Here is a 20,687-nt window from a genome sequence, read left to right as displayed (position 1 = left end):
TCTTTTAGATTCATAGGGCGGCGAGTGTCGCCCTTTTACTTTTTTAAAATAGTGAAGTAAATTCCGTAACAACAAATGCTTCTAAATTTAAAAATCAAAAGACCGTCTGAAACCCTGTGTCAGAAATCCTAGATTTCATTTCACAGCGTTTCAGACGGCCTGATTTAATACGCTTCTACTTAAAACGATACTTTCAAACTGCCGTAGAAGGCACGGCCATGCTCGTTGTAAGTTTGTGCGCCGGCAGTTGTGCGATACAGTTTTTTGTCAAACAGATTGCTGATACCGCCACGGACGGCCACGCGTTTATTCCAGTTGTAGCCGGCATTGATGCCCCAAATACCGTAAGAGCCGACTTGCGTTTGGTTATGTTCGGAAGACAACGCTGCCACGCCTGCACGCGGATTGCCGTTTTGCTCCAAACGGTTGACTGCCACGCCGCGCGGCTTGGTGCGACCGTAGTGGGTAAAGGTCAGGTTGGCATCGAAGCGTTCGTTCGGTGTCCAAGACAATGTGCTGTTGATGGTGTGTTTCGGCACCAAAGACAATGGATTGCCTTGATAATCTTCGGATTTGTGCATGTAAGTGAAATTGTTGCTCCACTTGAGTGTGTCATGCAACGGAATCACCAAGTTGCCTTCGATACCCGAAATAGTCGCTTTCGGCGTATTTTCCCATTGCAGGAGCCAGTTGCCGATATTGCTGGTAGCAATGAGCTGGTCGCCGATCACGATTTTATTGCGGTACGCATTATGGAAATAGGTTGCAGAAGCCTGCCAGCCGTTTTTGTTGAACTCAAGGCCAATCTCTTTATTGATACTGGTTTCAGGTTTCAAATTTCCGTTGCCCATGTAGTAGCAGCGGACACTGTTCGGCGCATTGAGCGGACATCCCTGACCGCGTGTGTACAGGATAAAGTCGGGATTGGTTTGATACAGGTTTGGCGCTTTGTACGCACGGGCAACACCGCCTTTAACCAACCAGTTTTCGCCGATTTGATGCGAGAAGTTCAAAGCCGGACTCCAGTTGCTGCCGCTGTCGCTGTTGTGGTCGAAGCGGATGGCTGGAATCAAATGGGTTTTGTCGGTCAATGAAATATTGTCTTCAACGTAGGCTGCCCAGTTACGTTGCGAAGCCTTGCCGCCGCGCGTTGCGGAGATACCGTTAAACGCATCGGTTTTACCTTGGTCTTTAAATCCCTGACTATTGGAAGCAGGATCGTCCAACTTACTGTCAGTAAATTCCGCACCGACCGTCAACACATTATCAACACCAAGTTTAAACGGAATATTCGCTTCGCTGCTGAAGCGCAGGTTTTTCAGACGGCTTTGAACAAAATCCAAGCCTGTATAGCTGCCTTCCGGACCGCCGGCCAAACCTTCAGGCAAGTGGCTGTTGACTGTACGCTCATAACTAATTACGTTTTTGGTATCACCCCATTCCCATGCGCCGTCATGTGTTAAAGAATAAGCAGAACGGTATAAACGGGCAGTTTCGGCTTTGCCGTCGGCCAGAGAATTAACTAAAGCAGAACGTGGATTGCTGTTTTGCGTATCACCGTTGTAGATATTGCCCTGACGGCTGTAGCTGCTGTCTAAAATCAGCGTTTGCGCTGGGCTGATTTTCCATTGCAGACGGCCGGCAATGTCTTTATTGCGTACGCCTTCTACACCGGCCGCGCTGTCGTTGCCGTGTCCTGCATTGATATCGGCCGCATCTGCATCCGTTTTATTCAGATTGCCGTAAATGCGGAAGCCCAAAGTATCTTGGATAATCGGGCCGCTCAAATTAAAGCCGATACGGCGGGTTGCGCCCTCTTTGCTGTCTTGCGGTTGATTGGCGTAAAGATTGACTTGGCCTTTAAATTCCTTAGACACTTTTTTGGTGACGATATTGACCACGCCGCCCATCGCACCCGACCCGTAACGGGTCGCCGCCGGACCGCGCAAGACGGTAATGGATTCGATTTCTTCAACCGGTACCCAGTTACTGTCGCCACGCGTATTGCGTTCACCGCGCATACTGATACGTTCGGACTGGCGCGAATTAACCGGCTTGCCGTCAATCAAAATCAAAGTGTTTTCAGGACCCATACCGCGCAAGTCGATTTGGCGTTTGTTGCCACGCTGACCTGTTGCCGTATTGCCGGTCAGATTGACACCGGGCATGGTGCGGACAAATTCGGAAATATCATTGGCTGCAGGGCGTTTGTCGATGTCGTCTTTAGAAATACGCGATACGCCGAGCGATTGCTGTAACTGCTTCTCGGCAGTAACGTAAACGGTATCGACTTCAGCCTGCTCAACTGCTTTCTCTTCAGCTGCGTGTGAGAATGCACTAATTAACGCCAAAGGCAAAATGGCGAGTGTGAATGTTTTCATTGCATTGTTTCTCTTGGTTTTGTTTGTTTAAAATCAAAATAAAAATTATTCGAGATTTTAAATAAACTTAACAGAGTTTTCAATGCAATTAAGAGTGATTTACAATTAAAAGTTAAATTGTGCTAATAGAAATAACAAAATACCAAACAAGTAAAAAGGCCGTCTGAAACAGCATGAAACGAAATCCGAGATTCCTATCATACCGTTCAGACGGCCTTATTCAAATTTTAATTATTTGCCTGCTGCTTTTTGCAAAAGGGCATACAATTCGTCTTTGAGTTTGAGTTTGGCTTTTTTCAGCTCCTCGATTTCTTCGGCGCCGCTGGTTACCACGTTATTCACCAAACCGGTAATTTTATCGTCCAGCTCGTTGTGCTCCTCAAACAAACGGGCAAAGTGTGCATCCTCTTGTTTCAGTTTAGAAATCAGATCGCGATATTCTGGAAACATTTTGTTTTCCTCTCTTGTTAATTAAATAAAAAAGTACTGCTGCCAAAAACTAGGACGAATTAATCTTTAGCTTCATTATAACAAACACGGGCGTTTTATCCAGTCTTTTTTAAGCCGAAACTGTTTTATGTCAAAATTAATAATATCACCATTAGCCATCGTCCCAATGGAAAGAAACAGGTTTCTAGACGGTTTGCCGACTTGGGCATACAATCGGGCTTATGCGTTTACACAATGGCCGAACCACCCTATTCCGTCATATCAACGGCATGGACGGACAATTTATCCTGCTTGAGAACCATCCTTCATGGATGCCGGTCAATGATGCCGATTTCAACCATGCCGCACCCCTGCCCGACGGTTTGGCCGTGCACGAAGAATCATTTTATCCATTTGAAAAAATAGATACCGCCGAATCGGCAGACAATATCAAGATCTTCAGCGAAGAAGCCCTACGGCTGGAGAAAGAACGATTGAATGCAGTAGCCTTAGTAGAACTGGCAAAAAATCTTAAAGCCGCCCAAGCAGAAGCCGATTTGGCCACGCTTCTGGAAAAAATGGATTTTCATTTAAAACAAGATGATATTTTCAAATAAACCCTTCAATCTCAGGCCGTCTGAAACCAAACACCCGACACAATTGTTGACAATGCAAGAAAAATAGTTCATCTTGAACCAATCCGCAGCACTCCATCCCATATTTTCAGCCCATCACAAAGGAATCGAGAACATGTTTTCAAAAAGCGTTACCCTCGCACAATATGACCCCGATTTGGCAGCAGCCATCGCCCAAGAAGACAAGCGCCAGCAAGACCACGTCGAGCTGATCGCCTCTGAAAACTACGTCAGCTGTGCCGTTATGGAAGCCCAAGGTTCGCAATTGACCAACAAATATGCTGAAGGCTATCCTGGCAAACGCTACTACGGCGGCTGTGAATACGTTGATATTGTTGAACAATTAGCGATTGATCGCGCTAAAGAGTTGTTTGGCGCAGAATATGTCAATGTCCAACCGCACTCCGGCTCCCAAGCCAACCAAGCCGTGTACGCTTCTGTTTTGAAACCGGGCGACACCATTTTGGGCATGTCTCTGGCACACGGCGGCCACTTGACCCACGGCGCAAGCGTTAACATCTCCGGCAAACTCTACAACGCCATTACTTATGGTTTGGATGAAAATGAAGTTCTCGATTATGCCGAAGTAGAACGCTTGGCTCTTGAACACAAACCCAAAATGATTGTGGCCGGTGCATCTGCCTACGCGTTGCAAATCGACTGGGCAAAATTCCGCGAAATCGCCGATAAAGTCGGCGCATACCTTTTTGTCGACATGGCGCACTACGCCGGTCTGATTGCCGGCGGCGAATATCCTAACCCCGTGCCATTCTGCGACTTCGTAACCACCACCACCCACAAAACCCTGCGCGGCCCTCGCGGCGGTGTGATTTTGTGCCGTGATAATACCCACGAAAAAGCGCTGAACTCTTCCATCTTCCCAAGCCTGCAAGGCGGTCCATTGATGCACGTTATCGCTGCCAAAGCAGTAGCGTTTAAAGAAGCGTTGCAACCTGAGTTCAAACAATACGCAAAACAAGTGAAAATCAATGCTGCCGCTATGGCGGAAGAGTTGGTTAAACGCGGTTTGCGCATCGTTTCCGGCCGTACTGAAAGCCACGTTTTCCTCGTTGACCTGCAACCGATGAAAATCACCGGCAAAGCCGCCGAAGCCGCTTTGGGCAAAGCTCACATCACCGTCAACAAAAATGCCATCCCGAATGATCCGGAAAAACCATTCGTTACCTCCGGCATCCGCATCGGCTCCGCCGCCATGACCACACGCGGCTTTAACGAAGCCGACGCGCGCGTATTGGCAAACCTGGTTGCCGACGTATTGGCCAACCCTGAAGACGAAGCCAACCTCGCCAAAGTCCGCGAACAAGTGACTGCTTTGTGCGATAAATATCCGGTTTACGGCGCATAAACATTTCGCCTTGGATAAAATAACAGGCCGTCTGAAACTTCAGACGGCCTTTTTTTATTGCAACCTTCTTTTAAATTTCAAAACTGTTTGTTTCGCTGACTTTGCGTATCATGCCAGCCGCGACAGTATGGTTGGTGGCTTCGTCAATCAAAATAAACGCGCCTTGAGCATGGTTGTCTTCGTATGCGGCAGCGGCAAGAGGCTGTTGAGTTTTGAAACTGACGCTGCCGATGTCGTTGAGCTTGAGCGTTTCGGCGGATTCGACGCGGCTGAGGGTGTTCACGTCCCAAACGTAGGCAATTTCGCTGATTTTTACGGGCGTGGTTTGGGTAGTGTGTTTCAGCAAATATTTGCGGCGCAGATTGAGCGGAATATCGTCAAACCAGCAAAGCGCGGCTTGAAATTGTTGTTCGGGAACAATGGCGCTGTCGGCTAAAACAATGCTGTTGCCGCGTGAAATATCGATGTCGGTATCCAAAACGACAGTCAACACTTCCCCTGCCTCGGCAGATTCGGTTTTACCGTTTGCATTATAGATTTCGGCAACTTTGGCAACATGGCCGCTGGGCAAAACTTTAACTTCATCGCCCACTTTCAGACAGCCTGCTTCCAATCTGCCTTGATAGCCGCGGAAGTCGTCACTGCTGCTGCCGTCTTGGCGCGCCACGCGTTGTACGGGAAAGTACGCGGCTTGGTCAGCGGCATTTTGACGGTTGACAGGCAGGCTTTCAAGCAAAGGCAAAAGCGGCAAACCTTGATACCACGGGGTTTGACTGCTTGCATTGACGATATTGTCGCCTTTCAAGGCGCTGATGGGCAGGAAGTGGATTTGTGCTTGGAGGCCGATTTGTTCCGCCAGTTTGCGGTAGGCTTCGGTAATGGCTTGATATTTGGCTTCGTCAAAGTCGAGCAGGTCGAGTTTGTTGACGGCGACGATGATATTGGGGCAGCCCAAGAGCTTCAAAATCGCGCTGTGGCGTTTGGTCTGCGGCAGGAGGACAGGCTCATTACCTGAAAAATCGACACGTGTGGCATCAACCAAAATAATGGCGGCATCGGCAGTCGATGCGCCGGTAACCATATTACGCGTGTATTGCTCATGTCCCGGCGTATCGGCAATGATGAATTTGCGTTTGGGCGTGGCGAAATAACGGTAGGCCACGTCAATGGTAATGCCTTGTTCGCGCTCGGCGGCAAGGCCGTCTGTCAGGCTGGCGAAGTCGGGCGTTTCGCCGTTTTCAGCAGCGCGGTTGAGCTTGTCAAGCTGGTCGGTCAGTAAGGTTTTGCTGTCGTAGAGCAGGCGGCCGATGAGGGTGGATTTGCCGTCATCGACACTGCCGGCGGTAATGAAGCGTAAAAGCGGAGCGGAAGCTGCAGTCATGATTCTTTCCCATTTCTCGTGATTTCTCAAACTGACTGCTACTTTAAACAGGCCGTCTGAAAATGGGAAAGAATGTTTGGTTGTTAAAAAAGCTGTTTTCGTTATATCGCAAAGCTATGGGATGTTGCCTCACACCATCTGTTTTCTCCGGGTTGCCAACCAACACACAATCGATCCTAAACACACCATTCCCGCACCCTGCCAAAACGTCATGGACAAAGGCGCGCTAATCAAAAATGATGACACTACCGCTGACAATACGGGAATGAAATAAGATGCGCCTGCCAATACGGTCAGGTTGCCGCGTGAAATACCGATATTCCACACTGCATAGCCCAAGCCCATACAAGACGCGGCGGCAACGGCATAGCCGAACGATACGGAATCAAAACTCAACGTATCCGCGCCGCTGAGAAAATACTCTATCCACAACAGTATCGACACCAGCGCAAAGAAGAAGCCGACGCTGCTGCCTTCCGCTTTCACACGCGCCGTCAGCGTACAATATGCCGCCCAAAACACTGCGTCCGCAAATGCCATGATGTAGCCGCCGGGATTGGTGCGGACATTGTGGTAGATGCCGGAAATCGACAAGCCGACATCGCCGCCCAATACAGTGGCAATCCCTAAAAACGACAGCACAAAGCCGATGACTATCCACCATTTTGACGGCTGTTTGTTGAAATATACCGCTCCGACGATGGTAAACGTCGGCCACAAATAATTGACCATGCCGATTTCCACCGCCTGTCTCGCGTTTTGCGCAAAACCGACCGATAGCGACAAACACAGTTCGCAGCCGACAAAAAACACGCTTGCCCAAAACAAATAGCTGCGGTTGTAATTGCGCAAATGCGGCCGGCCGAAAATCAGCCAAATCAATACGGTAGACAGGGTGTACATCATTGCCGCGCCGCCCACTGCCCCCATATGCAGGCTCAAAGAGCGTATCAGAGAAATGACAAAGCTCCACAAAGCAACGGCAAGCAGCCCGATGGCAGTAGCTTGTTTGGAGGAGATGTTTTGAGATAAGAAATGAATCATGGCGTATGTGTTGAAGATGTTATTAGGTTTATCGTAGTTTGAAAATATCGTTTCTACATTAATTATTTTAACGGTTTCAAGGCCGTCTGAAAATGATTGTTTCAGACGGCCTTCTATTTGAAATTAGTCCTAAACATGACTATAATCCGCATCCAATTAGTCAATATTGAGACCAATTTATGAATCAGCTCGACCAATTCGGTATGCGCATCAGCCACATAGACAGCGCATTTGACCAATGGATTAAACAGCAAAACACCAACTACAATACCTTCGCCGTTCTCTACACCTTAGCCACCGAAGGCAGCCGCACTCAAAAATACATAGGCGAAGAATGGAGCCTGCCCAAGCAAACCGTTTCCGGCACATGCAAAACACTGGCGGAACAAGGCTTGCTGACATTTCACGAAAGCGAACAAGACAAACGCGAACGTTTATTGTCGCTGACCGAGCAAGGCAAGGAATCCGCTGCACCATTGGTGCAAAACATGCAGGAATTCAGCAAACGAATTTTTACCGCCTTCGGTGAAAAACGTGCAGCCCGACTGTTTGCCGATTTGGACGCGTTGGCCGAATTAATGGCGCAAACCCTCAATACTAAATAAGGAGGGCAACCATGTGGAAAATGTTGAAACACATCGGTCAAACACACCGCCGCAAACTCATCACAACATTCTCTCTCGTCGGCTTGGATAATCTGCTCTTGCTGGTATATCCCGTGTTTGGAGGCTGGGCGATTAATGCCGTTATGGAAGGCAACGTCTGGCAGGCAATGTTGTATGGTGTGGTGGTTTTATTAATGTGGATAATCGGCGCCGCCCGAAGGATAGCTGATACGCGCACATTTACCAAAATCTATACTGAAATAGCCGTTCCGGTCGTCTTGGAACAGCGCAAACAAGAAGTACCGCATTCCGCCATTACCGCACGCGTCACCCTATCGCGTGAGTTTGTCAGTTTTTTTGAAGAACACCTGCCCATCGCTGCTACTTCGCTGGTCTCCATCTTCGGTGCATGTATGATGTTGCTGATATTGGAATTTTGGGTGGGCGTATTGGCTGTCGCGATACTTGCCCTGTTTTTATGGTTGCTGCCGCATTTTGCCGCCATCAGCGAAAACCTATATTTCCGTTTAAACAACCGGCTTGAACGCGACAACCACCTTATCCGCGACGGCAACGAGCATCAGCTCTACCGCCACTATGGCTGGGTTGCCAAACTACGCGTGCTGATTTCCAACCGCGAAGCCTTAGGCTATCTCAGTATCGGCATGGCGATGAGCGTATTGTTCGGTTTCGCCTTTATACACATGACGCTTAAAGGCTATGGCAGCGCCGGCCATATCTATTCCGTCAGCACTTACTTATGGATGTTTGCAATGAGCTTGGACGATGTACCGCGCTTGGTCGAACAATACTCCAATCTAAAAGATATCGGACAACGCGTTGAACTCTCGGAAGAAAACAATCTTTCCAAGGCCGTCTGAAACCTTAACACACTATCAGGACATATTATGAGTTGGTTTTATTTAATCTTAGCCGGTATGCTGGAAATCGGCTGGCCATTGGGCTTGAAGCTGGCACAACAGGAAGGCTACCGCTGGCATGGCTTTGCTGCCGCGCTTGCCTGCATTGTCGGCAGCGGATTTTTTCTATTCCTCGCCCAAAAACACATACCGATGGGGACGGCCTATGCCGTTTGGACAGGCATAGGCGCAGCAGGCGCATTTTTAGTGGGCGTAGCCTTTTTCAACGATGCCGCCAACTTCGGCCGCTGGCTCGGCGCATTCTTAATTATTTCAGGCGTAATCGTCATGAAACTTTCCAGCCATTAAAAAACCGCAAAGGCCGTCTGAAACCAAGACGGCCTTCTTATATTCCGAATATAACGAAATCATCTTAAATTAAAACCAAGCATTCTTTCCTTTTTTCAGACGGCCTGTTTAAAGTAGCGACTGTTCATTATTCAAACAATCGGCTATAGCCGTCCCAACAAAGGAAACAAAATGAGCCAAGCCAATCCACTGCCTGCCGAACTCTCCGCCCAACTCTCCGCCCTATCCCCCACCCAACTTGCCTGGCTCTCCGGCTATTGCTGGGCGCAAAGCCAAGGCGTATCCGGCGCAACAGCCGAACCATCTGCCCTGCAAGCAGCCGCCCCGACAGTCAGCCGTCGCGTGTTAGTCCTTTCCGCCTCCCAAACCGGCAACGCACGCAGCGTTGCCGAATCCTTACACGCCAAACTTCAAGCCGCCTGCGTAGAAGCCCGCCTCAGCAGCGCAGGCGATTTCAAAAGCAAAACCCTGCCCGACGAAGACATCGTCCTTTTGGTTACCTCCACCCAAGGCGAAGGCGAACCGCCCGAAGAAGCCCTGCCCCTGTACAAATTCATCTACGGCAAAAAGAAACCCGACCTCAGCAAACTCACCTTTGCCGTCTTAGGCCTTGGCGACTCCTCCTATCCCAACTTCTGCCAAGCAGGCAAAGACTTTGATGCCAAATTTGCCGAACTGGGCGCAGGCCGTCTGAACGACTTGGGCATTTGCGACTTAGAGTTCCAAGCAAATGCCGACGCATGGGTAGCCGCCGTCGTACCCAAAGTAGCCGAATTGACCGCCCAAGCAGCAAGCCCAAGCACAACCACCGCAGCACACAGCCCGGCCACTCCAAGCAGCGGCACCGCATACACCAAAGAAAACCCCTACACAGCCACCCTCTCCGTGCGCCAAAAAATCACCTCACGCACCGCAGAAAAAGACGTCGAACACATCGAAATCGACCTCAGCGGCTCAGGTTTGCATTATCAGGCAGGCGACGCACTCGGCGTATGGCCGCTGAATGCCGCCGACCTCGTTCAAGAAATCCTCAACCTCAACCAACTGACCGGCAGCGAAACCGTCCAACTTTCAGACGGCCGCGAAACCGATATCCGCACCGCCCTGACCGAATCCGCAGATATCACCCAAAACACACCGGCATTCGTCCAACAATACGCCGAATTAACAAACAACGAAGAACTCAAAACCATAGCCGCAGATAAAGCCCAACTGGATGCCTACCTCGCCGCCACACCGCCCGTCGGCGTATTCGCAGCCTATCCGCACCCACTGGACGCACAAACCCTATACAGCCTCTTCCGCCCACAAACCCCGCGCCTCTACTCCATCGCCTCTGCACAAGACGAAGTCGGCGAAGAAGTCCACCTCACCATCGGCGTCGTCCGTTTCGACCACCACGACCACACCTACACCGGCGCAGCATCCGGCTACTTGGGCGAACGCCTCGAAGAAGGCAGCGAAGTCCGCGTCTTTGTCGAACCCAACCCCAACTTCCGCCTGCCACAAAACGGCGACACCCCCATCATCATGATCGGCGCAGGCACAGGCGTCGCCCCCTTCCGCTCCTTCATGCAACAACGCGCCGCCAATGGCGACAGCGGCAAAAACTGGCTCTTCTTCGGCAACCAACGCCTGGCCGACGACTTCCTCTACCAACTCGAATGGAGCGATTGGCGCAAAGACGGCCTCCTTACCCGCGCCGACCTCGCATGGAGCCGACAAGGCGAACACAAAGTCTACGTCCAACACAAAATCGCCGAATGCGCCGCCGAAGTTTGGAACTGGCTGCAACAAGGCGCACACATCTACGTCTGCGGCGACGCCGCACGTATGGCGCGCGATGTCGAAAACGCCCTGATCGAAGTCATTGAAACCCAAGGCAAACTCAGCCGCGACGAAGCCGAAGACTACCTCAACGACCTGCGTGAAGACAAACGCTACCAACGCGACGTTTATTGATTGGATAAACAAAAATAAAGGCCGTCTGAAAGCTGAATTTCAGACGGCCTTTTAATCTTTATCGTTTTCCCGAAAACATCTTAAACAAACCTGACAACATATTACCTTGTTTTAGTTCCAAATTTTGACTTCCGCATTTGCCACATTGTCCAGGCTTGGGCAACAATATATCCGATCCCTTAGATGCCTCACGCTGCCAACCGCAAGATACACAAGTCCAATAAACATCTTGACGGGGTTTAACTGCCATATCAATCCTCCTTTACAAACGGATAAAACGGCTTGCCCCAATCCTTATCGGCATTTTTCTGAATAATCGACAGCATTACCGGCAGGATGCTGCCCAAAATCTTACAGGCATCCTTTAATTGTTCGCGATTGGCGCTACTATTATAAGTCGCACCGCCATGCACCATCTGATTACGCAAAGTGTAAAGCCTGTCAAACAACACAAACAAGACCGTTGCCGTATCCTGCGCGGCCAAAGCCGCATTTACTTTACGCCGCTCTTTTTCAAAGCATTCCAAATAAGCGGCTTCGGAAATATAGCCGTTATGGAAATCCCAAAATTCCTGAAACACATAGCGATTGCCCAATAAAGATCGAATCGCACCCGAAAATTCCTTCCACACCAAAGCATAAATCTGCTTATCCGTATCCAGCGCACAGACCTTATTCAAAAAAGTCTGAAATTTATTTCTATCCGCAGGCATGGTTCGTCCGTCCAGCTCATAAGCATAAGCCGCATTAAACGCAATCCACATAGACTGGAAGGCAAAATCCCAATCCTGTACCGACCATCTTTCCTCCGCCTTTTCCAGCCAGCTCAAAGAACGGTGGATACGCAAGCGGAAGTGTTCCGAATAAGTATTTTTATGTTCTTGATAATATGTCTTGATTCCAGATAATTTCATTGCCATTCCCTTTTAGCGTATCGATCAATTCACTTCATATGCACGGAATATCCTACATGGAATGAAGCAAATCATAATACACCCTTCATAATATTTTCTTAAAAATAATATATTGCACTTACTGAGGCCGTCTGAATGTTCAGACGGCCCAGCCCATCAATTAAACAAATGAATAATAATCATTCTTTTCCTTTCTAACAGCTCCCGCCTTAACCAATCTACCTAATGCTAAAGCAGCATGTTCCCCCTTATAATGCTTTGTCCAATCCTCAAAATCAAAATAGTGCTGTGATTCTATCAAAGCTTTTATTGCCTCAAGTTGTTCATCCGACAGATTAATATTATTGTGCCGTTGCAAAAACTGATTAAAAATTTCTTTATCCGGTAAAACAAATCGGTATCTTTTAATTGGATTACTTCCTCCTAATAATATATTTCCAAAACTCAATTTATTTTTCTTGCTTCCATCATCAATACAACGGATTATTCCAGCTTCACAAAGTGCATTCAAATCATCATCACCGCTGTACTTTTTATAAGCACGACGAAAGTAATCATTATAAACAAAAGGAAATAAATTATTATAAACATCCTCCCATTTTGTAGATGTAAATACTTCTTTATTCTCGCTTAAAAGTGCACCTACAGTTAATTCGATTTTAGAATCACCTATTAGCCTATTTCCCCAATAGCCCCAAAATCTAGCACTTAATTCTGTTGAATATGTTTTCTTCTCATTTGAAGGCTGGTCATTTGAAGGCTGCTCATCCATCAATTCATCGGGCATTTGCTCTTTTTGGGTTAACCGAACGAATTTCTCATCCAGCTCGATTTCATCCTGCCTCCAATTTTTACGTTTAACCTTGCTTGGCTGACCAAATACCTGCTCAATTGCCGCCACAATCCTCATTGTGACTGTTTCCAATTGTTTCAGATGTTCTTCTTTTTGCTTGATGGTAAAGATAGAATTCATTTTACCGAGCTTTTCATACAAATCCGAACTCAGGTCATCAAAGCCGTTTTCTAACAAATCCAACTTGAAGCCGCTTAAAGTCGCATTGATTTGCTTGTTTTCTTTGATGGTACGCAAAATAGCACGTTGATATTTTTCATCTACGGCAAACAATCTTTGCATAAGCAAGGTTTGCTTTTCAGACGGCTGATCCAGGCTGGCAAGAAAAGCATGCAATGACTGTTTGTGATACGAATACTCTTCTTTCGTAATAGAGCTGTATGCAGAAATACCGGCAATTTCGATATCGTAATCATCCAACGTATCGGCAATTTCTGCCATAATTTCTTCAAGCTGGTCATATGGGCGCAAATCTGCTTTATTTAGAACGATATAGAGCGGTTTTTGGCTGTTTTGTCCTGCATGATCTAAAAAGTCCAAATCACTTTTTGAAATCGTACCATTGGAATCCAAACCAATCAGCCACAACAAAGCCTCGGAATTTTGGACAAACTCTTGCGCCGTTTTTACATCTTCCGCCGTATGTCCGTCTGCCACATCAGACGGGTTGTATCCCGGCGTATCGATAAAGCACAAATGCTCAAACTTCATCGGCGTAGTCATAAACACAAAAGGCATGATGGTTTTAAGGTTGAAACCAAATGACCGGATAAAATTATGAGACAATTTTTGTTGAAAATCAGGATCAATCTTCAGCAAATCAATCACACCACCGTTCTGACTGCAACCGATCACGCCATTTTCCTGACCGTTTAAAGCATAAGTCGGAATGGCAGTAGTCGGTTCGATGCCGATAGGCAGGCGGATATTGGGATCCTCAAACAAACTGCTGATAAATTCGGATTTACCTGCGCTAAAACCTCCGGCAATCGCAATCGAGCGTTTTTTATAAAATTCCGGGTAGGCACCAATGACTTTTAATTCATCACCAATTGCCTGCAATTCTAAAAATGCCGCCGCTTCATCTTTCAAGGAGTCTTCCTGATTGGCAAACTCTAAAAAATCTCCTTTCAAAAGACAAAAATACTCTCGAACACCGGGATTCAGATTATTGGCCGATAGAAGGTCTGCAATCAAAGTCTGACGCAATTCGCTTTCCGACAAGTTTCTTTGTAATTGCTCTAATTTTTTTTGCGCCTGCTCAAGCTGTTTTTTCAATTCAGGCAGCTCTTGCTCTGCCTGATTCAATTGTTCTTGCATGATGTCTATGCTCTTAAGTTGCTGTTTGATTTGTTCAAGAATTTCCAAGGCTTGTTGTTTCTTACCAAACATCAAGCCCAAAGGAATGCTCGGACTGATCCATTCTTTCAATTGATCTACTGAATGATGAGGCATATTTATTCCTTGCAGGCCATCTGAATTTTGCAGATGGCCTGATTGATTAAGCCGCAGACTGTATCAAGCTTGCCAATTCTCTTTGAATACCTCGATAATGGAACAGGCTTGCCTCTTTGTTTTCAATTTCGTTCAAAAGCTGTTTTAGGCTGTTTTCCAAGTCACCCATCAGCTCTTGAGGTAAATTTACTTTCTTTAGGCCCCCTACTAGAGTGTCCATATATGCTGAAATCTGGTTGCGAACGGTATTGCGTAGGTTAGAAATATAATTATCAGCCTCCGCCATATAGCTTTCCATCTCGCTGCCTTTAAGCTGGCCAGATTTCTTTAACTCATCAGGCATATCATCAGCAAGACAGAACGAGGCTTCAGGGATGCGAGCCAATACATTTTTGACTGCACGTACAATGATGGTTACATCCAGCTCTTCATCCCCCATAGCTTCGCGCAACGCACCAACGATTTGGGAATAGATTTTTTTCTTCCAAGCCTGCGAATAGCTTTCTGACAGATAGCATAATTCATCTTCCAAACTGGCGCGAACTTCTTCAATAGCACGGCGGATAGGAGTAGCCTGGAGAGTGGAAACCTCATAAGTCTCTGTTCTATATTTTTTTTGAAGCCACAAAAAACCACCGCGTCCTACATAAACTTCCCTACTTTCAGTCGACGTTCCCTGCGCTCCTTCAGAAGCAGTATCATATTTTTTCATTTCACTTTTCAATTTGTCTTTTAATTGCCTGCTCAAATTCAGTTTGATATCCGAAATCAAATCATCATACACGCCGCCCACATTTACATCGATTGTGGCTTGCTGCTTTTTGAGTTCGGCTTCTTGCTTGCGCAATTCGCCCACATCAGCATGCTGAATCTGATGAATCTGCTCATTGATACGCTCGGCCCATGCTTTTAAATAGCCTTGTAATGCGGTACGTTTGTCATTTTCAAAATTAATGCGCCGTTGCGCCAAAATTTGTTCTTTATTGGCAGTTACTTCACTCACTATTTGATGTATCTGATGAATATTGGCCAATTGTTTTAATGCATTTTTAGCCAATTCTTCATGACTGAAAACATCAGGGAATTTTTGATTCAAATTGCGCCATACATGTTGCAAATTGGCATCCCAAGTATGTTGCTCATCAAAACGCTGCTGCATTGAAAACGCTACGCTTGAAGAGCAAATCACGTTGTTTTTGCTCAACTTGTCCGCAGCCACTTTCATGGACGGATATTTTTGGACTTGTTTGGCCAAAACATTACGCGCATTCTTGGTCAAATTGTCGGAAATACGTTCCAAAACATGAATAGGATCGCTCAAGCCTTGACTTTCACTGCCAAACAATTGGTTATCCACCTGGCTGGCGATAAGATAAGCTTGCTGCGTCCCCTCTTTGGTCGTTACCCGATGCATCAAATTGGTATCCTCGCTGCTGAGGAATTGGCCCGAAGAAGAAACAATCAATACAACGTCGCAGTCTTGCAGTAATTGCTCGGTGCGTTCGCCACGAGATGTCACAGGGTCATTAATTCCAGGGGTATCAATGATTTGCAGGCCCTGCAAACCTTTTTCCGGAATATGCAATGTAACGGACTTGGTAAACGGCATGAATGCACCGCTTGACCCAACAAATTGGTTCAATACACCATTCATCAGCTCTTCCACACTACCCGCTGAAATCGTACGGTATTGCTCCAAATCACTTAATGATTTACCTGATTCTTTAATACGGCGATATTGATCATATGAAGCAAAAGACGGATCATTTTTCATATCACGTTCTGCCTGAGATCTAGCTTTTTCGCAGCATTCCTGTTTTTCATTAGCAGACAAGTGAACTAATTTATCCAATAAGCCTTTTTTCTTTTTGATGCGTTCGATATTTTCCTGTTCTCTTTCTTTAATTTTTTTGTCCAGTTCTATCAAATAGGCATCATGGTTTTTTTTGATTTGTTCAATGTCTTGTTGGGTAAAAAAGTCCACTTCTGCGCTGACATTTTCACTGTATTCCATAATGGTCAGTGCGGCTGTCATCGGTGTGGCGGCTTTAGGCAAAATGTCGTTACCGTTGAACAGCAAAGCATTGAGCATGGAGCTTTTCCCTGCCTTCACACGCCCGATAATACCGATACGCAACACACGGCCTTGTTCTGAATAGCTATCTAAAACTCTCTGCCAATCTTCGCTTTTCTGAATTGTATACTCCTGCTTCAATGCCAAGGCATCATGACTTAAATCATATTTATTTACGAATTCTTCAATTTGGTTGTTTAACTGGATGATATCCATGAATAAATCCTTAATATTTCTGAGAATATCTATTTTTCAGACGGCCTTCGATATCATTGAGGCCGTCTGAAAATGATTAGGCAAACAAATAACGGTTTGCCGCTGTAGTCAACTGTTGCTTGCCGCTTTCCAACTCATTAATCGTGCTTTCCAACTCGGCGGCTTTTGCTGCTTTTTCTGCCTCTGCTGCTTCAATCTCATTGCGTTTTTGTTGCAGCTGCTCCTCGAACTGTTCGCTGACTTGATTAATCAGGGCTGTAATATTCTGATTCATTAAATCAGGCAGTACGCTATTAAGCTTCTGTTGAATTTGTGGAATGACATTATTGATAATTGCCTGTTCTACTTGTTCACGCTGTCTGCGCTCCTTCTCTCCTTTTGCAAATAAAGAAATAATTTCAGGCAGGAAGAGCAACACGGCACTCACAATACCAAATACACTGCTAAGCAATGCTTTTAATGTTGCCGAAGTCACCTTACCCATAATTGCTTTAGATATTGATTTTAATGCTGTATTAGCTACCTTTCCGAAAGCGTCTGCCCCGCTATTGGCCAATACATCCATTGCAATGCCACCCAAACCGCCATCCGGCAAAGTAGCTAATTGTGCATTGATACCATTGCCCATTTCTTCTATCAAATCTTGGCTAATGGCTCGGAAGCGGGTCTGAACGGCGGAAAGCAGTGCATTTTTTGTAATGTCGTTCAGCTCGCGCTCAAATGCACCTTGGTTATTGATTGCCAAATCAACCAGTCGCATTTTTTGCTGCAAAATCGCAGATGTGACAGCCTGATTGATGACAGATACGCTATCTCGTGAATAACGCTGCTCGACATCATTGATTGCAGATTGTTTTTTGGCTTCAATACCTTGCAGGCTGTTTTGCAGAGCAGATAAAGTTTCTTCGATTTCTTTTCTATTTGATTTAAATGTAGAAATTTTGACGTTGATGCTTTGTATTAATCCTGTATAGTTTTCACGCAATTCATCGATAAACAAAAGTTTGAACAATTCATCAGGATTGACTGCAGTCAAAATATTTTTAAGGTTATTACCACCATCCATATCTAAAAGGGCAATTTGTCCCGTATAGTCAAAATCGTCTTCCAGTTGCTCGGCAATTTTTTGTTGTACTGCTTTAACATCATCAGGTGCGCGCAAATTGGTTTTGCTGATACAGAATGCAAAGCCTTTCCCAATTTGTTGAAGATTGTCAATTTCACGCTTCATGCTCAATGTAATGTTGCCGTCTTCGACGCTGGTTAGGAATACAAAGAAAACGCCACGCTCCAAGTAATTCAAAATAGCTTGGTTATGGTTTTCAATCGGCGCATCAAATCCTGGCATATCAACCAATACCAAAGGTTGAATGGCTTTTAAATTTTCATTATTTAAATAAACACGCAGATTTTTGAAGTTTTGTGCATTGTCTTTTAAACGTGCAAAATCAGCCAATTGATGACGCTCAACCGCACCCGAAGCCGTTACTGCTTCAATATAGTTGCTATCGCTATAACGCAATTCTGTTGCTAATGCAGTTTCCGGAGTTACAGCTGTCGGCAAAATCTCATTGCCTAAAAAAGAATTGAGCAATGTACTTTTTCCTGCACTAAATCCGCCAACCACCGGCACAATCAGCTCTGCACCCGTAATATTTCCTTGAATTTCCGATAATTTGTTATCTGAAATTTCCAAAGGGGAAATGATGTTCTTAACTTCGCCGATATAATCTAAAAATTGCTTTTTGCTGTTCATAAAATAAATTTTTCCTGAATAAAAAATTAAATGGAAATGACTACTTTCTGCTATTTGTGCCGATTAGGCCTTACTGAACGAACTCATTAGCAGACAAAAACCCATTAGACCAAAAATAAAACAAGAAATAAGTTCCAAGTTCCCCCTGTACGTTACGTTCCAATCAAGCCAAGATGTACTATACATATAGATTAGCCCTATAATTGCCCTAATTCCGCCTCTTTGCATAAACGCAACAGGCAACATGATGAATCCAAGTATGATTTGCCACATGTTATTAGCCCTCCGTATGGTTATTGATATAGTTTTTTAATTTGCCGATTATCTTTTCCTGCAACTCTTGCGGACTGACAATTCTTGAATGCGGTATCCAATATTGGACGATGGGGATAACTTCAATTTCGTTAACATTTTTGCAGGCAATCAACAGGCCACCGTTATCGAGGCGACGAATAACCTCCTGATTGGGTAACAGCTTGCGCCGCAAAAAGTAATGTGCAGCCTGTGGGCTGATTTGGATAATGATTTCACTGACTTGATTACCGTATGAGATGCTGTCGGTATTTTGAATTTTTTCTACAAATCCTACATCTGGAACATATGTCTTTGATGTCGTTTGCAGCTGGGATGTTTGAGTAAAGCAATAGGTCTTTTCTCGACCATTTTCGAGTCCGATAAGATACCAAATACCGCTTTTATTAATGAGCCGGTAAGGATCTAAAGTACGATGGCTTTTACTGCCATCGGCTTTGGTGTAATTAAAGCTAATGGTTTGCTTTGCTTCTATAGAATGTGTTACCAAATCAAAATCTGATTGGCGATGACGAATATTTTCGTATTGATGGCCTTTGATGATAATGCTTTGACGCAGACTTTCTTGAAAAAAGCGGCGGTCCGCTTCAGGGAAAAGGTCTTGTAAGCCTGCAAAATGACAAATACGGCGGATTTCGTCTTTATTCAGACGGCCATACTGGTTTTGATCGAGACGGTAATAACGTGTACCTGTAGTTTGCAATAAAGGGGCAAGACGATTGAGATCACGTTGGGCGGTACGCAATGAAATGCCATAGCGTTCAGGCAAACTTTGAATATCAATGGTTTCCCCTTGATTTAGACGCGTCAGAATATCTGCTAAACGGATGCCGAGTGATTCCTGTGCTTTTGTACGCTGGCTCATAGTAGATAAATTTTCGTTTTCGTATGTAATGGTCAAATTTTATGCTGCAGTAACGACAGGTACTGTCGCTCTTTTTTGCTTTGCGTATTTTTATAATTTATTAATAAACTTTGGCAATTCTACCTTATTATTCGACTCGGTAATTATTTAATTTACATTAAATTTACACTTTTTGTTTTAATGATGTATTTATATCCTTTTTTAAAATTTGCTGTTTCATTGAGCAAATGCAATAACCCAAGGCCGTCTGAAATTCAGTTTTCAGACGGCCTTTTTTAAGGACCTTGCTCGGATTGTTATCAATTCACCCGGTTTTGCATTATAATTGTGCAAATTTGACTCACTCGAAAGAAAATAAATTGGAAGGATTACAACAACTTGTAGATTTATTGGTGGGTTTTGTCGATTGGATATTGAAATTACTGGCATTCTTGTTTTAAACTACGTTCCATTCTTTTATACATTAAAGACGTATTTTCATCATGCAAACCGCGCAACGCTCTGCTACTTTCTTCTATTGGTACCACACAAACGTGCGGTACTTTTTTGCGCTTGTCTGAAACAGACTAAATTGAAAATACGCAAATTAGAGCCGCCTCATTTGAGCGGCTTTTTTTATACCCACCATGGCCGCTTAAATCCACCCATTTTTAAGAAATAAGGAATACAGCCATGACTGCCTCAACTAAAATCCACAGCCAAACACAAATGTTACACACCTGCCGCATGGTCGTTGACAGCAACAGCCACCACAGCATGCTCAACATGCACACTTTGCCCGATTCGCCTGACAGCCTCATCAGCGAAGCCCTGATTCCGCAAGTGCGCACCATCGCGACTTTGATTGCCGCAGAGCGTCACGACTTCAATCAAAGCAGCCCCAACGTTTTCACTGATGAAGCAGATTTCTTCGCAGCGCGTATTTTGGTTTTGGGCGTACGCCGTTTCCATTTGGATATTACCCTGCTGCCTATGCTCAAAACCGCCAACAAACGCGCCGAAGCTTTTGCCAAACGCCATCACATGCCCTTCTCTCCCGCTGAAATGCAAATGTCCCTGCACACCCGCCGCCCTGCCAACCTGTTGATTATCGAAACCGAACACGAAATGCCTGCACTGGGCAATCTGGCTGCCAACAGCCGTGCATTTGCAGCACAACTTTCCAATATTATTTTGTAAAACCACTTGAAAAACAGGGAAATGGTTTAAT

General features: G+C 45.7%; 16 protein-coding genes. 7 read left to right on the top strand and 9 right to left on the bottom strand.

The annotated features are described in order from the left end of the window. Positions 1 to 179: 179 nt before the first annotated feature. Both CYJ98_RS02460 and CYJ98_RS02455 read right to left on the bottom strand, forming a co-directional pair. Positions 180 to 2,381, bottom strand: coding sequence for a FepA family TonB-dependent siderophore receptor (locus CYJ98_RS02460; RefSeq protein WP_101755152.1), 2,202 nt, complete (start codon positions 2,379 to 2,381; stop codon positions 180 to 182). A 231-nt stretch (positions 2,382 to 2,612) separates the two neighbouring features. Continuing rightward, entirely contained in the window at positions 2,613 to 2,831 is a 219-nt protein-coding gene (locus CYJ98_RS02455) for a YdcH family protein (RefSeq protein WP_003746288.1), read from the bottom strand. Between the two features lie 221 nt (positions 2,832 to 3,052). Between CYJ98_RS02455 and CYJ98_RS02450 the strand changes: the two genes are divergently transcribed. Then, positions 3,053 to 3,427 carry a hypothetical protein gene (locus tag CYJ98_RS02450; protein WP_101755151.1) on the top strand — a complete coding sequence of 125 codons (375 nt, stop codon included), beginning with the start codon at positions 3,053 to 3,055 and terminating at the stop codon, positions 3,425 to 3,427. Between the two features lie 133 nt (positions 3,428 to 3,560). Then, positions 3,561 to 4,811 carry a serine hydroxymethyltransferase gene (gene glyA, locus CYJ98_RS02445; protein WP_049332446.1) on the top strand — a complete coding sequence of 417 codons (1,251 nt, stop codon included), beginning with the start codon at positions 3,561 to 3,563 and terminating at the stop codon, positions 4,809 to 4,811. A 70-nt stretch (positions 4,812 to 4,881) separates the two neighbouring features. On the opposite strand, the gene CYJ98_RS02440 is transcribed toward glyA, so the two are convergent. Continuing rightward, complete coding sequence (locus tag CYJ98_RS02440; protein WP_101755150.1) at positions 4,882 to 6,192, bottom strand: sulfate adenylyltransferase subunit 1; 1,311 nt, start codon at positions 6,190 to 6,192, stop codon at positions 4,882 to 4,884. Positions 6,193 to 6,321: 129 nt separating this feature from the next. Beyond that, positions 6,322 to 7,236: an aromatic amino acid DMT transporter YddG gene (gene yddG, locus CYJ98_RS02435; RefSeq protein ID WP_240315440.1), complete on the bottom strand. Its 915-nt coding sequence runs from the start codon at positions 7,234 to 7,236 to the stop codon at positions 6,322 to 6,324. 179 nt (positions 7,237 to 7,415) lie between these two features. Here yddG and CYJ98_RS02430 point away from each other — a divergent pair, with 179 nt between their 5' ends. The 4 genes from CYJ98_RS02430 (at position 7,416) to CYJ98_RS02415 (ending at position 11,032) form a co-directional block, all read left to right on the top strand. Beyond that, positions 7,416 to 7,841 (top strand): MarR family winged helix-turn-helix transcriptional regulator, encoded by a 426-nt coding sequence (locus CYJ98_RS02430; protein WP_101755148.1) that lies wholly within the window; start codon positions 7,416 to 7,418, stop codon positions 7,839 to 7,841. A gap of 11 nt (positions 7,842 to 7,852) precedes the next feature. Then, positions 7,853 to 8,722, top strand: a complete 870-nt coding sequence (locus tag CYJ98_RS02425) for an ABC transporter six-transmembrane domain-containing protein (protein WP_101755147.1) — start codon at positions 7,853 to 7,855, stop codon at positions 8,720 to 8,722. Between the two features lie 27 nt (positions 8,723 to 8,749). Further along, positions 8,750 to 9,070 (top strand): DMT family transporter, encoded by a 321-nt coding sequence (locus tag CYJ98_RS02420; RefSeq protein WP_101755146.1) that lies wholly within the window; start codon positions 8,750 to 8,752, stop codon positions 9,068 to 9,070. Between the two features lie 171 nt (positions 9,071 to 9,241). Continuing rightward, positions 9,242 to 11,032 carry an assimilatory sulfite reductase (NADPH) flavoprotein subunit gene (locus CYJ98_RS02415; protein WP_101755145.1) on the top strand — a complete coding sequence of 597 codons (1,791 nt, stop codon included), beginning with the start codon at positions 9,242 to 9,244 and terminating at the stop codon, positions 11,030 to 11,032. A gap of 251 nt (positions 11,033 to 11,283) precedes the next feature. Here the strand turns inward: CYJ98_RS02415 and CYJ98_RS02410 are convergent, their stop codons facing one another. The 5 genes from CYJ98_RS02410 to CYJ98_RS02390 form a co-directional block, all read right to left on the bottom strand. Next, positions 11,284 to 11,946, bottom strand: coding sequence for a HEPN domain-containing protein (locus tag CYJ98_RS02410; protein WP_101755143.1), 663 nt, complete (start codon positions 11,944 to 11,946; stop codon positions 11,284 to 11,286). A 160-nt stretch (positions 11,947 to 12,106) separates the two neighbouring features. Then, positions 12,107 to 14,254 (bottom strand): dynamin family protein, encoded by a 2,148-nt coding sequence (locus tag CYJ98_RS02405; RefSeq protein WP_101755142.1) that lies wholly within the window; start codon positions 14,252 to 14,254, stop codon positions 12,107 to 12,109. Between the two features lie 46 nt (positions 14,255 to 14,300). Next, a complete protein-coding gene (locus tag CYJ98_RS02400) occupies positions 14,301 to 16,544 on the bottom strand; it encodes a dynamin family protein (RefSeq protein ID WP_101755141.1) in 2,244 nt (747 codons plus the stop codon). Between the two features lie 76 nt (positions 16,545 to 16,620). Next, complete coding sequence (locus CYJ98_RS02395) at positions 16,621 to 18,300, bottom strand: dynamin family protein (RefSeq protein WP_101755140.1); 1,680 nt, start codon at positions 18,298 to 18,300, stop codon at positions 16,621 to 16,623. Positions 18,301 to 18,577: 277 nt separating this feature from the next. Further along, on the bottom strand, positions 18,578 to 19,477 hold the full coding sequence (locus CYJ98_RS02390) for a helix-turn-helix transcriptional regulator (RefSeq protein ID WP_101755139.1): 900 nt from the start codon (positions 19,475 to 19,477) through the stop codon (positions 18,578 to 18,580). Between the two features lie 672 nt (positions 19,478 to 20,149). On the opposite strand from CYJ98_RS02390, the gene CYJ98_RS02385 reads away from it, so the two are divergent. Next, positions 20,150 to 20,656 carry a hypothetical protein gene (locus CYJ98_RS02385; protein WP_003685697.1) on the top strand — a complete coding sequence of 169 codons (507 nt, stop codon included), beginning with the start codon at positions 20,150 to 20,152 and terminating at the stop codon, positions 20,654 to 20,656. The last annotated feature ends 31 nt before the right edge of the window (positions 20,657 to 20,687 follow it).

This window comes from Neisseria perflava (assembly GCF_002863305.2).
Taxonomy (GTDB): Bacteria; Pseudomonadota; Gammaproteobacteria; order Burkholderiales; family Neisseriaceae; genus Neisseria; species Neisseria perflava_A.
The sequence above is the reverse complement of the archived record's forward strand: the minus strand, read 5'-3'. Positions and strand labels throughout refer to the sequence as shown.

Bases quoted from the DNA above. Each gene is read 5' to 3' on its own strand.
- CYJ98_RS02460 (WP_101755152.1), bottom strand. From the start codon at position 2,381: ATGAAAACATTCACACTCGCCATTTTGCCTTTGGCGTTAATTAGTGCA.
- CYJ98_RS02455 (WP_003746288.1), bottom strand. From the start codon at position 2,831: ATGTTTCCAGAATATCGCGATCTGATTTCTAAACTGAAACAAGAGGAT.
- CYJ98_RS02450 (WP_101755151.1), top strand. From the start codon at position 3,053: ATGCGTTTACACAATGGCCGAACCACCCTATTCCGTCATATCAACGGC.
- glyA (WP_049332446.1), top strand. From the start codon at position 3,561: ATGTTTTCAAAAAGCGTTACCCTCGCACAATATGACCCCGATTTGGCA.
- CYJ98_RS02440 (WP_101755150.1), bottom strand. From the start codon at position 6,192: ATGACTGCAGCTTCCGCTCCGCTTTTACGCTTCATTACCGCCGGCAGT.
- yddG (WP_240315440.1), bottom strand. From the start codon at position 7,236: ATGATTCATTTCTTATCTCAAAACATCTCCTCCAAACAAGCTACTGCC.
- CYJ98_RS02430 (WP_101755148.1), top strand. From the start codon at position 7,416: ATGAATCAGCTCGACCAATTCGGTATGCGCATCAGCCACATAGACAGC.
- CYJ98_RS02425 (WP_101755147.1), top strand. From the start codon at position 7,853: ATGTGGAAAATGTTGAAACACATCGGTCAAACACACCGCCGCAAACTC.
- CYJ98_RS02420 (WP_101755146.1), top strand. From the start codon at position 8,750: ATGAGTTGGTTTTATTTAATCTTAGCCGGTATGCTGGAAATCGGCTGG.
- CYJ98_RS02415 (WP_101755145.1), top strand. From the start codon at position 9,242: ATGAGCCAAGCCAATCCACTGCCTGCCGAACTCTCCGCCCAACTCTCC.
- CYJ98_RS02410 (WP_101755143.1), bottom strand. From the start codon at position 11,946: ATGAAATTATCTGGAATCAAGACATATTATCAAGAACATAAAAATACT.
- CYJ98_RS02405 (WP_101755142.1), bottom strand. From the start codon at position 14,254: ATGCCTCATCATTCAGTAGATCAATTGAAAGAATGGATCAGTCCGAGC.
- CYJ98_RS02400 (WP_101755141.1), bottom strand. From the start codon at position 16,544: ATGGATATCATCCAGTTAAACAACCAAATTGAAGAATTCGTAAATAAA.
- CYJ98_RS02395 (WP_101755140.1), bottom strand. From the start codon at position 18,300: ATGAACAGCAAAAAGCAATTTTTAGATTATATCGGCGAAGTTAAGAAC.
- CYJ98_RS02390 (WP_101755139.1), bottom strand. From the start codon at position 19,477: ATGAGCCAGCGTACAAAAGCACAGGAATCACTCGGCATCCGTTTAGCA.
- CYJ98_RS02385 (WP_003685697.1), top strand. From the start codon at position 20,150: ATGACTGCCTCAACTAAAATCCACAGCCAAACACAAATGTTACACACC.